Annotated in this window: 12 protein-coding genes; 7 read left to right on the forward strand and 5 right to left on the reverse strand. The window is 69.2% G+C overall.

The window, feature by feature from the left end; genetic code table 11:
* Nucleotides 1-125: 125 nt before the first annotated feature.
* Nucleotides 126-968 carry an SAM-dependent methyltransferase gene (locus H2Q94_RS21860; RefSeq protein WP_243789060.1) on the forward strand — a complete coding sequence of 281 codons (843 nt, stop codon included), beginning with the start codon at nucleotides 126-128 and terminating at the stop codon, nucleotides 966-968.
* Between the two features lie 308 nt (nucleotides 969-1,276).
* Here H2Q94_RS21860 and H2Q94_RS21865 read toward each other — a convergent pair whose 3' ends face one another.
* Nucleotides 1,277-2,461, reverse strand: a complete 1,185-nt coding sequence (locus H2Q94_RS21865; RefSeq protein ID WP_243789061.1) for an MFS transporter — start codon at nucleotides 2,459-2,461, stop codon at nucleotides 1,277-1,279.
* Nucleotides 2,462-2,671: 210 nt separating this feature from the next.
* Here H2Q94_RS21865 and H2Q94_RS21870 point away from each other — a divergent pair, with 210 nt between their 5' ends.
* Both H2Q94_RS21870 and H2Q94_RS21875 read left to right on the forward strand, forming a co-directional pair.
* The gene (locus tag H2Q94_RS21870; RefSeq protein ID WP_243789062.1) at nucleotides 2,672-4,123 is read left to right on the forward strand and encodes an amidase; all 1,452 of its coding nucleotides are present in this window, start codon (nucleotides 2,672-2,674) and stop codon (nucleotides 4,121-4,123) included.
* Nucleotides 4,124-4,313: 190 nt separating this feature from the next.
* Complete coding sequence (locus H2Q94_RS21875; RefSeq protein ID WP_243789063.1) at nucleotides 4,314-5,072, forward strand: SDR family NAD(P)-dependent oxidoreductase; 759 nt, start codon at nucleotides 4,314-4,316, stop codon at nucleotides 5,070-5,072.
* A 66-nt stretch (nucleotides 5,073-5,138) separates the two neighbouring features.
* Here H2Q94_RS21875 and H2Q94_RS21880 read toward each other — a convergent pair whose 3' ends face one another.
* Nucleotides 5,139-5,561 (reverse strand): Rid family hydrolase, encoded by a 423-nt coding sequence (locus H2Q94_RS21880; RefSeq protein ID WP_243789064.1) that lies wholly within the window; start codon nucleotides 5,559-5,561, stop codon nucleotides 5,139-5,141.
* A 172-nt stretch (nucleotides 5,562-5,733) separates the two neighbouring features.
* On the opposite strand from H2Q94_RS21880, the gene H2Q94_RS21885 reads away from it, so the two are divergent.
* Nucleotides 5,734-6,684 carry a GlxA family transcriptional regulator gene (locus tag H2Q94_RS21885; protein ID WP_243789065.1) on the forward strand — a complete coding sequence of 317 codons (951 nt, stop codon included), beginning with the start codon at nucleotides 5,734-5,736 and terminating at the stop codon, nucleotides 6,682-6,684.
* Nucleotides 6,685-6,695: 11 nt separating this feature from the next.
* Here H2Q94_RS21885 and H2Q94_RS21890 read toward each other — a convergent pair whose 3' ends face one another.
* Nucleotides 6,696-7,877 (reverse strand): acyl-CoA dehydrogenase family protein, encoded by a 1,182-nt coding sequence (locus H2Q94_RS21890; protein ID WP_243789066.1) that lies wholly within the window; start codon nucleotides 7,875-7,877, stop codon nucleotides 6,696-6,698.
* Nucleotides 7,874-9,067, reverse strand: a complete 1,194-nt coding sequence (locus H2Q94_RS21895) for a CaiB/BaiF CoA transferase family protein (RefSeq protein WP_243789067.1) — start codon at nucleotides 9,065-9,067, stop codon at nucleotides 7,874-7,876. The genes H2Q94_RS21890 and H2Q94_RS21895 overlap by 4 nt, the downstream gene beginning before the upstream one ends.
* Nucleotides 9,068-9,264: 197 nt before the next feature.
* Between H2Q94_RS21895 and H2Q94_RS21900 the strand changes: the two genes are divergently transcribed.
* Nucleotides 9,265-9,990, forward strand: a complete 726-nt coding sequence (locus tag H2Q94_RS21900) for a GntR family transcriptional regulator (RefSeq protein WP_243789068.1) — start codon at nucleotides 9,265-9,267, stop codon at nucleotides 9,988-9,990.
* 388 nt (nucleotides 9,991-10,378) lie between these two features.
* On the opposite strand, the gene H2Q94_RS21905 is transcribed toward H2Q94_RS21900, so the two are convergent.
* Complete coding sequence (locus H2Q94_RS21905) at nucleotides 10,379-11,242, reverse strand: 3-hydroxybutyryl-CoA dehydrogenase (RefSeq protein WP_309501058.1); 864 nt, start codon at nucleotides 11,240-11,242, stop codon at nucleotides 10,379-10,381.
* A gap of 359 nt (nucleotides 11,243-11,601) precedes the next feature.
* On the opposite strand from H2Q94_RS21905, the gene H2Q94_RS21910 reads away from it, so the two are divergent.
* Together H2Q94_RS21910 and H2Q94_RS21915 are read left to right on the forward strand one after the other, a co-directional pair.
* Entirely contained in the window at nucleotides 11,602-12,129 is a 528-nt protein-coding gene (locus H2Q94_RS21910) for a hypothetical protein (protein ID WP_243789070.1), read from the forward strand.
* Complete coding sequence (locus H2Q94_RS21915) at nucleotides 12,126-12,683, forward strand: hypothetical protein (RefSeq protein ID WP_243789071.1); 558 nt, start codon at nucleotides 12,126-12,128, stop codon at nucleotides 12,681-12,683. Before H2Q94_RS21910 ends, H2Q94_RS21915 begins: the two co-directional genes overlap by 4 nt.
* Nucleotides 12,684-12,686: the final 3 nt, after the last annotated feature.

The following is a 12,686-nucleotide window of genomic DNA, read 5'->3' on the forward strand; positions in this document are numbered from 1 at the left end:
CCGATCACCGACCATACCCCCCGATCGGCCGTAGCCCTCGGACGCTCGACTGCGGTTCCGTCTGTGGGACGCGCGCCACGACAGGGCCGCTTCGACACGTTGTGTGAATCTGCGACTACTGTACGGTGTCGCCGACGAAGAACGAGGAGCACACCATGGTCGACGCGCAACGCCTGTTGTCCAGGGAGATGGACATCGACCGGCCTTGCGCGGCGAGGATCTACGACGCGTTCCTCGGGGGTGGGCACAACTTCGGCGTGGAACGCGAGTTCGCCGAACGACTGCAGACCGCGATGCCCGGTGTGGCCGGGATATTCCGGGACAGCAGGGCGTTCCTGCGCCGCTCCGTGGAGCACCTGCTGGCTCGCGGAGTGCGGCAATTCGTGGAACTCGGCTCGGGCATCCCGACGATCGGTCACGTCCACGAGGTCGCGCTGCGCCGCACCCGGCGGTTCAGCGTGCTGTACGTGGACAACGAGCCGTTGACCGTCGCGCACAGCACGCCGCTGCTGCACGACGAGCCACGGGCGGCGATCATCCACGCCGACATCCGCGAACCGGAGGCGATCCTGCGGTCACCGGAGGCCGCTGACCTGATCGACTTCGAGCAGCCCGTGGCGCTGCTGATGTCCGCGGTGCTGCACTTCCTCGACGACGCCGACGATCCCCTGCGGTTGGTGCGGACCTACCAGGACGCGGTGGCGCCCGGCAGCGCGCTGATGGTCTCGCACCTGACCGGCAGCGAGGAACCGGAGCCGATGAACCTGCTCACGGCGTTCTACACCGAGACGGCCGACCCGATGGTGGCTCGCCCGACGGAGTGGATCGCGGAGTGCTTCGCCGGATTCGAGCCGCAGGCCCCCGGCACCTGCTACATCGGTGATTGGCGACCGGAGCCCGATCAGCCCGCACACCGCCACCCGCGATACCGAATCATCCACGGCGGCGTCGCACGTAAGGCTCGTTGAGGTTTCTCCGGTCGTTTGGGTTGGGTGTCCGGGTGGCGGAACCTCAGCTGTCTTCTCGCTGCGGGATCTTTTTCCCTAGTGGCTCCGCCACGAGGGAAAAAGCTGTCCTCGCGAGAAGACAGCTGAGAACCCGCGGGTGAGCGGCTTTTTGACGTGGGCTATGTGCTTCGCACATACAGGCACGGCTTCGCCGCACGGATTCGGCTTCGCCGCGAGGCACGGCCTTCGGCCGCGAGGCAGGCGGGGCTTTGCCGCCCTTTGCGGGCTTCGCCCGCCGACTGCGCGGCTTCGGCGCAAGGTGGGGAGGTTTAGTCGTGGCCTGGTCTTACGAATAGGAGTAGTACTCCGGCGATGATCGCGGCCATTCCGGCTGCCAGCCATGCTGAGGCGAGTCCGGCGTGTTCACCGAGGAAACCGAACAGGAGGGGTCCGGCGCTGCCGCCGAAGTAGATTCCGGTCTGGGTGAACGAGGTCGCGCTCGCGACTCGATCCGGCGCGATCTTGGCGACGGAGAAGTTCAACAGGCCCGGCCACGCCCAGCCCGCGCCGAAACCGACGGATACGCCGATCAGGAACAGAGTCGTCGACCCCAGCGCCATCAGGCCGTACCCGAGCGAGCCGACGATCAACATGATCGTGATGAGTCGCAGCAGGTTCACGTCCCAGCGGTCGGCGACGACACCGGCGAGCAGCCGGATGGTGAGTCCGGCGGCCGATCCGAGCGAGAGCACCAACCCTGCCGTGGACGGGCTGAACCCCACGTCGACGGCGGTGGTCGTGACGAAAGCACCGAGCGCGTTGGCCGCCGCGGACCCGAGTCCGCCCGCGATCGCGATCAGCAGCAGCGCCCCGAAGCGGGACTGCCCGCTCGTCCCGGCGGACGCGGCTCGCGTGGACCGCTCCGCTTCCGGCAGCGAGGGCACCGCCAGCGCGGCGAGCAGGCCGATCACTCCGGCGAACACGAACACCCAGCGCCAGCCGATGGTGAGTGCGATGGCGGGCACCGCGATCCCCGCCAGCAGCGTCGCGGCCGGGATGGAGGACTGCTTGACGCCGAAGCCCATGCCCCGCCGGTTCGCGGGCACGCCCTGGGTGATGAGCAGGTTCGCGGCGGGCTGCGCCAGCGAGTTCGGCAACCCCGACAGGCACAGCAGTGCCAGCAGCCAGCCCGCGTCCCGCACCGTCGCGATCCCCAGCAGGCACAGCGCACTGCCCACGGCCCCGATGCGCATGCCGAGGCGGGAGCCGATGCGTTCCACGACCCAGCCCATGAAGCGCGACGCCGTCGCCGCGACGGCGAAGAACCCGGCGGCGGCTCCACCGAGCAGTGCCGCGCCGAAACCCAGTTCGGATTGCAGCTGCACCCCGAGTCCACCGACGAGGAACACGGGGAACACGCCGACGGTGACGACGGCCGCGACCGAGGACAGCACCCGAACGGGGCCGACCGAACGTGCGCGCGGCCGACCGTCGTTGACCACCGCTGCGGGCATCGGTCCTCCTCTGTTCAGAGTCACCACCGAAAGGGCAGGCTCGTCACCAGCGTGTGAACCGGCGAAGCGTTTAGCAACGCTAACGTGACGCATGCCTCCAGGTGAGCACTCGAATGCACTCCCCCACCGGACTTGACGACGCACCCGAGGCACGACACGGTCAGCGGGTGGCCGCATCTCCGGCCGCGTCGGGTTCGGACAGGAGGCCGGGTGGGCGCCGAGTTGAGCGGGATTCCGTCGGCGACCGTGCCCGAAGCGGTGCGGCTGGACGCGGTGGAACTGTCCTGGTCGATCAAACAGCGGGAACTGTCCTGCGTGCAGGTCGCCGAGGCGTTCCTGACGCAGATCGACCGGTTCAACCCGCTGGTCAACGCCATCGTGTCCCGCGCCGACGAGCAGGACGTGCTCGCGCAGGCCCGTGCTCGCGACGCCGAGCTGGATCGCGGCGAGTACGCCGGGTGGATGCACGGGTTCCCGATCGCGGTCAAGGACCTCAGCGACGCCGCTGGTTTTCCCACCACGCAGGGATTTCAGCGCTCCGGCAACGCCACCGAGGACGCGCTGTTCGTGCGCCGCATGAAGGACGCGGGCGCGATCGTCGTGGGCAAGACGAACGTGCCGGAGTTCGGACTCGGCTCGCACACGTTCAACTCGCTGTTCGGCACCACGGCGAATCCGTACGACCAGACTCGAACGGCGGGCGGCAGCAGCGGCGGGGCCGCGGCGGCGCTGGCGATGCGGATGCTGCCGGTGGCCGACGGCAGCGATTTCATGGGCTCACTGCGCAATCCGGCGGCGTTCTGCAACGTGCTGTCGTTGCGGCCCGGTTTCGGCCGGATCCCGGCGCCCGGTTTCCTCAGCGACCCGTCGGTGCCCGGCCCGATGGCGCGCACCGTCCGGGACCTCGCGATGCTGCTGTCCACCATGGCCGGTTCGGATGAACGGGCGCCGCTGAGCGTGCCGCAGGATCCGGCGCTGTTCACCGAGGCCCCGCAGCGGGACGTGGCCGGATTGCGGATCGGCTGGGTCGGCGACTTCGACGGGTACCTCGCGACCGAGCCCGGGGTGCTCGACCTGTGCCGGGACGCGGCGGAGCTGTTCGAGTCGCTGGGCTGCGTCGTGGAGGCGGTGCCGCGACCACCGGTGGAGCAGGCTTGGGAGACGTTCCTGCTGTGGCGGCGCTGGATGGTCGGCGAGAAGCTGCACGACGTCTACGCCTCCCCCACCGCGCGCGCCCGGATGAAGCCGGAGGCGCTGTTCGAGGTCGAGGGCTATCTGGACCTGACGGTGCGGGACATCGCGGCGGCCCGTTCCGGGCGCGAGGTGTGGCGCGGCATCGTCTCGGACCTGTTCGACCGCTACGACTTCCTGCTCGCGCCGAGCGCCCAGGTGTTCCCGTTCGACGCGGAGCTGCGCTGGCCCGCGGAGATCGACGGCAGGCCGATGGACACCTATCACCGCTGGATGGAGACGACGGCGCCGTGGACGTTGTCGGGGCATCCGGTGCTGAACCTGCCCGCCGGTTTCCACGATTCGGGCCTGCCGACGGGCGTGCAGCTCATCGGGCCGGGGCACGCCGAGTGGCCGCTGCTGCAGCTCGGTCATGCCTACGAGCAGGCCAGCGATTGGGTGCACACCGTCCTGCCGCCACCGCTGACCTGAGCGAGCGCCGTCGCCGATCGGCGGCGCGGCGGGCTGCCGGAGGACGTGTCGCGGTGTCCGGCACACCGCGATTTCTCACGAACTCATCGCGTTTCTGAGAACTGTCAAGTGGAGGTGACGCGTTCGACGACCAGCGGCGAACATGTGCGAGGCTGCACCTCGATAGGTCGGCATTTCGGGAAGGTGACAATTGGGTACCGAGGTTTTTTCCCTGCAGGACAAGGTGGCGCTGGTGACCGGCGCCGGGCAGGGCATCGGTCTGGAGATCGCGAAGTCGCTGCGGTCGGCCGGCGCCCACGTGGTGATCGGTGAGATCAACCCGGAGACGGGCAAGGCCGCCGCCGAGCAGGTCGAGGGCGAGTTCCTCCCGCTCGACGTGACGAACTCCGCCGAGGTCGCCGCCGGGATCGCACGTATCGTGGCCGATCACGGCCGCCTCGACATTTCCGTGCACAACGCGGGAATGGTGCGCAACGAGCCCGCCGAGGAGATGAGCGACGAGTCGTGGCGCAAGGTCGTGGGGCTGAACCTGGACGGGGTGTTCTACTGCTCCCGCGAAGCGGGCAAGCAGATGCTCGCGCAGGGTTCCGGTTCGATCATCAACATCGCGTCGATGTCGGGGATGATCTCGAACCACCCGCAGCCGCAGGTCTCGTACAACTCCTCCAAGGCCGGCGTCATCATGCTGACCAAGTCGCTGGCCGGCGAGTGGGGCCGCCGCGGCGTGCGGGTCAACTCGATCTCGCCCGGTTACACCGGCACCGAACTGCTGCAGGGCGTGCGGGACAAGGACCCGGAGCTGTTCGACGGCTGGATGGAGCAGACCCCGATGGGCCGCGCGGGCAAGCCGGAGGAACTGGGACCGGTCGCCGTCTTCCTCGCCTCCGAAGCCAGCAGCTTCGTCACCGGCAGCAACGTCGTGGCAGACGGCGGCTTCACCATCTGGTGAACCGCCACGCCGGACTTCCCGGCCGGTCCTGATCGCGGGTCACGACCGGCCGGGAACCGTTCGCGGTCACACGCGGGCGGTGAACTTCACCTCGACCAACTGCTCCGGGAACGCCAATCGCGGCGTGGCGAGCATCGTGCTCGCGACCTGCGGGTCGGGTCTCCCGTACGCCTCCTTGCGCACCGGTCCGGCCACGGCGAACAGCGCGTCGCAGTCGAGCGCGTAGACGACCTCCTCCACCACGTCGTCCAGCGAGGCGCCGAAGCGCCCCAGCAGTTCCGCGGCATTGGCGTAGCTGCGGCGGAGCTGCTCGCCCATGTTGCTGAAATCGGTGATCACGCCGTTGACGACCGGTGCCGGGGCCACGAGCCGATCCCCGTCGTGCGCGAGCTGGCCGGAGATGTAGATCGTGTCGCCGCGTTGAACTGCTTGCACGTAGCCGTAGCTCTCCTCCCACGGGACCCCGTGGCGTTCGGTCCGATTCGCCATGCTCATTCAGCTCCGATCATCAAGGTGCCCGGTCGCACCTCGATGACGGTATCGAGGCTGGTCATCGACTTGCCAGCGGTTCCAGTGCCAGTTCTGGAAAGCATCGTGCCAAGCCGGCGGCGGCGCATCGCCCCGTAATCTGGAGGCGGAGAGCGCGAATCGAGGAGCGGCGATGGGGTCGGCGGACGGTAGGACGATCGCGGCGATCCTCGCGCTGCCGCGGCTGATCGCGCTGGATTTCAGCATTCCCGCGCACGTGCTGGGAACTCATCCCGGATACGAACTGCTCGTGTGCGGTGGGGCGGAGCCTGCCGCGACCGGGGGGATTCGGCCGACGCACCCCCTCGCTGATGCGCGACGCGCCGATCTGGTGGTCGTTCCGAGCTACGACGCCCCGGAGCTGCCCGTTCCGGAAGACCACTCGGCGGCGATCCGGGAGGCCGCCGAGCGAGGTGCGCGAATCGTCTCGGCCTGCACCGGAACGTTCGCCGTCGCGGCGAGCGGGATCCTGGACGGCAGGACGGCGACCACCCACTGGCAGTACACCGACCTGCTGCGCAGGCTGCACCCGAGGGTCGACGTGGTCGAGAACCAGGTGTTCGTCGAGGACGGCCCGGTGCTGACCTCGGCGGGTGCCGGTGCGTTGATCGATGCCTGCCTGCACGTGGTGCGATCCGATTTCGGGGCCGCGTCCGCCGATGTGGTGGCGAAGGACCTCGTGTTCTCCCCCGCCCGCGGTGCGACCGAACCGCAGTACGTTGATCCGCGCACCCCTGATCGGGCCGAGCTTCGCGCGATCCGCGAGTGGGTGTTGGAGAACATCGGAGCGCCGATCACGGTGCAGCGCATGGCGGACCGCAGCGGGCTGACGCGGCGGACCTTCATCCGCCGCTTCGAGCGCGAGGTGGGGATGCCGCCGATGCGCTGGGTGGCGCGGCAGCGGATCCTCAGCGTCCGGCGTCTCCTGGAGACCTCGGACTGGTCCGTGGAGCGCATCGCCGAGCACACCGGCTTCGGCACCGCGCCGAACCTCCGCGCGTTGTTCCGCAGGGAGGTCGGCACCACCCCTACCGACTACCGCAAGCAGCACGCCCGCCACGGCGATCCGCTCCCGAACAGGTAGAGCCGGCCGGGTCAGCGGAAAGCGGCTGTGCCCGTCAACGCTTGGCCGATGGTCAAGGCGTGCATTTCGCTGGTTCCTTCGTAGGTGAGCACGGATTCCAGGTTGGTCATGTGGCGGATGACCGGGTATTCCAAGGAGATCCCGTTGGCGCCGAGGATGGTGCGGGAGGTTCGGGCCACTTCCAGTGCGCCGCGAACGTTGTCGAGTTTGCCGAAGCTGACCTGTTGGGGCAGCAGGGTTCCGGCGTCCTTGCGCTTGCCGAGGTGCAGCGCGAGCAGCCGCCCGTTCTGCACGCGTACGGCCATGTCGGCGAGCTTCTGCTGGGTGAGCTGGAATCCGGCGAGCGGTTTGCCGAACTGCTCGCGGCTGCCCGCGTAGTCCAGCACCGTTTCCAGGCAGTCGCGGGCCGCGCCGTTGGCGCCCCACACGATGCCGTAGCGGGCTTCGTTCAGGCAGCTCAGCGGCCCGCGCAGGCCGATCGCTTCGGGCAGCGCCGCCGAGTCCGGCAGCCGCACCCCGTCCAGCACCAGTTCGCTGGTCACCGAAGCGCGCAGCGACAGCTTCTTCTTGAGTTCCGGCGCGGAGAAACCCGGTGTGTCGGTCGGAACGACGAAGCCGCGCACGCCGTCCTCGGTCTGCGCCCAGACGACGGCGACGTCGGCGATGCTGCCATTGGTGATCCACATCTTGCGGCCGTCGAGCACCCAGTCCGAGCCGTCGCGGCGGGCTCGGGTGGTCATCGACGCCGGGTCCGAGCCGTGGTCGGGTTCGGTGAGGCCGAAGCAGCCGATGGCCTCACCCGCGGCCATCCGCGGCAGCCACTGCTGCTTGTGCTCTTCGGAGCCCCAGCGCCAGATCCCGTACATGGCGAGGGATCCCTGCACCGAGACGAGCGAGCGCAGGCCGGAGTCGGCGGCTTCGAGTTCTTCGCAGGCCACGCCGTAGTCGACGGCGGAGCCGCCCGCGCAGCCGTAGCCCTCCAGGTGCATGCCGAGCACGCCGAGCTTGCCCAGCTCGCGCGCGAGTTCCCTGGCCTGCGGGAATTCGCCGCGTTCGAACCAGTCGGCCACGTTCGGCCGCACCAGGTCCCGGCACACGGCGCGCACGCTGTCGCGCAACGCGAGCTGTTCGGTGCTGAGCTCGGCGTCGATGCCCAGCGGGTCGCGGGGATCGAAGTCGGGTCGGGCGCTCATCGGTGACCTCCTCGGGACGGGTCCTCGGACAACCGCGCCAGGGGTGACGGTTCACCCGCCAGCCAGGCGCGTACCTCATCGGTGTGCTCCCCCAAGCGCGGCGGCGCGAGCGGGTCCGCCACGTCGATGCCGGAGAACTCGATCGGCATCCGGGTCTGCGCCACGCCACCGTCACCTGGGGCGACCATGGGGCGCAGGCCGAGCGTTTCGGCGTAGTGCACGGCGTGGGCGAGGTCGTTGACCTGGCCGCAGGCGATACCGGCGCGGTGCAGGCGGTCCTGCCAGTCCGCGGCCCGGCGCGCGCCCAGCACGTTCTCCAGCTCTTCCACCAGGGCCGCGCGGTTGGCGACGCGCTCGGAGTTCGCGGCGAACCGGGGGTCGTCGGCCATGCCGATGAGGCCGAGCGCCTCGGTGAACCGGCGGAACTGGGCGTCGTTTCCGACGGCGACCGCCAGCAATCCGTCCTCGCAGCGCAGCGTTTCGTACGGGGCGATGCTGGGGTGCCGGTTGCCCATCCGTTCGGGGGCGATGCCGGTGGTGAGCAGGCCGCTCATCTGGTTCACCAGCGACGCCAGCAGGCTGGAGAGCAGGTTGACCTCGATGTGCTGGCCTTCCCCGGTGGCGTCCCGTTGCCGCAGCGCGGCGAGGATGCCCAGGCTCAGGTCCTTCCCGGTGAGCACGTCGACGACGGCCACGCCGACCTTCGTCGGCGGCCCGTCCGGTGCGCCGGTGATGCTCATCAGCCCGCCGACGGCCTGCACGACGAAGTCGTAGCCGGGCAGGTCCGCGCCGGGGCCGCTGCCGAAGCCGGAGACGGAGGCGTAGATCAGCCGGGGGTTGAGGTCCAGCGCGCCGTCGTGGTCGAGGCCGCAGCGGGCCAGCACGCCGGGCCGGAAGTTCTCCACCAGCACGTCGGCGCGGCGGACGAGTTCCCGCGCCGCTTCCCGGTCCTGCTCGTCGTCGAAGTCGAGCACCACGCTGCGTTTGCTGCGGTTGACCGATTCGAAGTACGCGGAGCTGCGGTCGGTCCACGGCGGTCCCCACCCGCGGGTGTCGTCTCCGCCGCCGGGGCGTTCGACCTTGATCACGGTGGCGCCGAGGTCGGCGAGCGCCATCGTCGCGTACGGACCGGCCAGCACTCTGCTGAAGTCCGCCACGACGACACCGTCCAACGGCAGCGGCCGCCCCATCGCTCACCTTCCCGGTTCTGGATCTCCCGAAATCTGGGTCTTCCGGTTCGCGCATTCCACCTGGTGTTGCGCGTCGCTGGAATTGGATCCAATATACAGTGGGCAAGCGTCAGGTCAACAAGGTTCGCGCCTCTCGAACGAGTGATCGCGCGGGCCGCGACACCGAACCATCCGCGACGACCGACCGGCGGGAGCCGATGCCAGCAGACCCGAACCCTCGACCCGACGGCGACCTCGCGGCGGCGCTACGGCCCGATTTGCGCTGGCACGAAACGGAACGACCGTCGACCACGCAGGCGTTCGTGCTGGAGGCGCTGCGCCGGGCGATCACGACCGGTTCGCTGGCGCCGGGCGAACCGATCCGCCAGGACGCGGTCGCCGCGGAGCTGGGCGTGAGCCGTGTTCCGCTGCGGGAGGCGCTCAAGACGCTGGCGGCCGAGGGCCAGGTGATCTACCGCCCGCATCGCGGTTATGCGGTGGCGGAGCTGTCGCTGGACGATCTGCTGGAGGTGTACCGCCTGCGCGGCTTGCTGGAGTCGGATGCCGTCGCCGTCGCGGCAGGCCGGTTCACCGACGCCGACCTGACCGTGATCGGCGAGGCCGCACGGGACGTCGAGCGCGCTGCGGAGGCGGCCGACCTGGTAGGGATGATCACGGCGAACCGCCGCTTCCACTTCGCCCTGCTGGAACCGTGCGCGATGCCGCGCATGCTGCGCATGGTCCGCACCCTCTGGGACGCCACCGACGCCTACCGCGCCGTCTACTACAACACCGCCACCAACCGCGACCGAGTCCGCGCCGAACACGACGCGATCCTCCAAGCCGCCACCGAATCCCACGCCGACCGCCTGGTCACCCTCCTCCACGACCACCGCCTCCACGCCATCGCCGCGCTCCGCCGAACAATCGGCGAACCCACCTGACCACGCCCCGCTCACCCCCACCAAGGCAGCACGATCAGCACCAACTCCGCCCAGCCACCAGCGAACCCGCACGGTTCGGCGACGAAGCCCGCAAAGGACAGCGAGACCACCCCGCCTCCCAGCGATAGCCATCCCTTACGACCGAAGGCCGCGCCGTTGGCGGCGAAGCCCGCGAAGGGCGGGCGAAGCCACGCCTGCCTTGCGGCCGAAGGCCGTGCCTGTATGTGCGAAGCACATAGCCCACGTCAAGAAAACGACCACCGGCGGGTTCTCAGTGAGCCTCTCGCGAGGACAGCTTTTTCCCTCGTGGCGGAGCCACTAGGGAAAAAGATCCCGCAGCGAGAGGCTCACTGAGGTTCCGCTACCCGGACACCCAAGCAAAACGACCTCAGGCGGAGTAGTCGTAAAACCCCTTGCCGGACTTCTTGCCGTACAAGCCCGCATCGACCATCCGCTCAAGCAGAGGCGGAGCAGCGTAAAGCGGTTCCTTGTACTCGCCGTACATCGAGTCGCCGATGGCCTTGAGGGTGTCCAGGCCGACCATGTCGGACAGCGTCAGCGGCCCCATCGGGTGGGCGCAGCCGAGCACCATGCCGTTGTCGATGTCCTCCGCGGTGGCGATGCCGCTTTCGTACATCCGGATCGCGGAGAACAGGTACGGCACGAGCAGCGCGTTGACGACGAACCCGGAGCGGTCCTTGGCGCGGATGCTCTGCTTGCCGAGCCCGTCGGCGGCGAAGGTCTCGATCCGCTGCACGGTCTGCTCGGAGGTGACCAGCGAGGGCACGAGCTCGACGAGCTTGAGCACCGGCACGGGGTTGAAGAAGTGCACGCCGATCACTTGTGCGGGCCGCTCGGTGGCGCCGGCGAGTTTCGCGATCGGGATGGAGGAGGTGTTGGACGCGAGGATCGCGTCCGGGTCGGTGACCACCCGGTCGAGCTCGGCGAAGACACCGGTTTTGAGCTGTTCGTTCTCGGCGATGGCTTCGATGACCAGTTGCCGGTCCGCGAGGTCCGCCAGCGAGGTGGTGAACCGCAGGCGGCCCAGGGTCGCGTCCCGCTCGGCTTCGTCGAGCTTGCCGCGACTCACCGCGCGGTCGAGCGATTTCGTGATCCGCGCCCGGCCTGCTTCGGCGGCGTCTTCGCTGACTTCCGAGACGATGACGTCCAGGCCGCTGCGGGCGCTGACTTCAGCGATGCCCGCACCCATGAGCCCGGAGCCCACCACGCCTACGCGTTCGATTTCCGTCACCACACCGATCCTTCCGTCCACGACTTCGTCGTCGAGTCGCTGTCGGCGCGATGATGTCAAAGCGAACGATTACCAACGGGTACAGAGTGCTGTAAGACACGGCACGGGCACCGGCGGCCACCAGGAGCGGCGCGGGTTCGGACGGGCTCGAAGAAGTCGGGCCGCACGTTCCCGGCCCGACTTCCCGACTCCCCAAAGCCCCCGACTTCAAGCCCCCCGGCTCGTACCCTGACCCCCTGAGCGTCGTCATCGTATATCAATGAGGTTGAACAGATCCACATGTTTCGATCATCTATGTGGATGAACCCGTTCACGACATCGGCGGTGTCACAGAGATCGCGACCCCTTACAGTCGAGGCGTGCGGTTCCCCTCCGACTCCTCCGACGCCGGTTCCGACGGCGGTCCCGCTGCCGACGGCGGCAGGGCTTCGGGCAGTTCCATCAGCGTGCACGTGTTCGCCGAGCGGCTGACCGAACTGCTGCAGGGACGGCCCGACCCGGAGACCGGCAAGCCCTACAGCAGCGAGCGGATGGCCGCGCTGCTGACCGGACGCGGAGTGCGCATGTCCGGCACGCACATGTGGCATCTGCGCACCGGCCGCGCCGTGCCGCGGCTCACCGAGGTCGTGGCGTTCGCCGAGTTCTTCGGGGTGGGCCTGGACTTCTTCGACCCGGCGATCGCGCCCGAGCTGCTGGCGCAGTGGCGCTTGGCCGGGGAGTTGCGCAGCCACGGCGTGGAGGAGGTCGCGTTGCGCCAGCTCACCGACCAGTTCCCGGAGCAGGACCGGCCGCACGTCACCGATGCGATTCTGGGTGTGCTGCAGGGTTTCAAGGCGTTGCGCGCCGCGGACGGGCGCGGTGGGCAGAACGCCCCGGAGCAGTCGTGAAACTGCTGGTGTGGAGCGACGGACGTCGTTCGAGGTGGAGCGGTTCGCGCCGGTTGCTGCGGTGGCGCAGCGGGAAGCGGCTCGACGCGCTGGGCCTGCCGCGCCGGTTCACCGCCCAGCAGCTGCTGGAGCGGGCGCGGGAGCACCTGGGCCGGGACATCTACTTCGCGGCGGTGGAGTTGCCGCCGCGCGCCCCGAGCGGCCTGGCGCTGCTGCCGGAGGGCTGCGTGATCATCGTGGCGGACGCGCGCACCACGCGCTGGCATCGCTGGCACATCTGGTTGCATGAGCTGATGCACCTGCTGTGGGGCCATGTCGGGCGTCCGATGTCCGATCCGGCTCCGGCGTTGCGTTCGCTGTTCGGCGAGCTGCCGCCGGAGGTCCTGGACCGCGTGCTGACCCGCACCGGTTGTTCCGCTCACGAGGAGGCCGCGGCGGAGATGATGGCTTCGGTGGCGATGCGGCGGATCAGCTCCTGGGAATCGCCGCAGGCCCAGCAGGTGCCCGATGAGGCGCGGGAGATCCTGCGCCGCTTCCAGTCGACCCTCGGGTGATCC

This window comes from Saccharopolyspora gloriosae (assembly GCF_022828475.1).
GTDB lineage: Bacteria > Actinomycetota > Actinomycetes > Mycobacteriales > Pseudonocardiaceae > Saccharopolyspora_C > Saccharopolyspora_C gloriosae_A.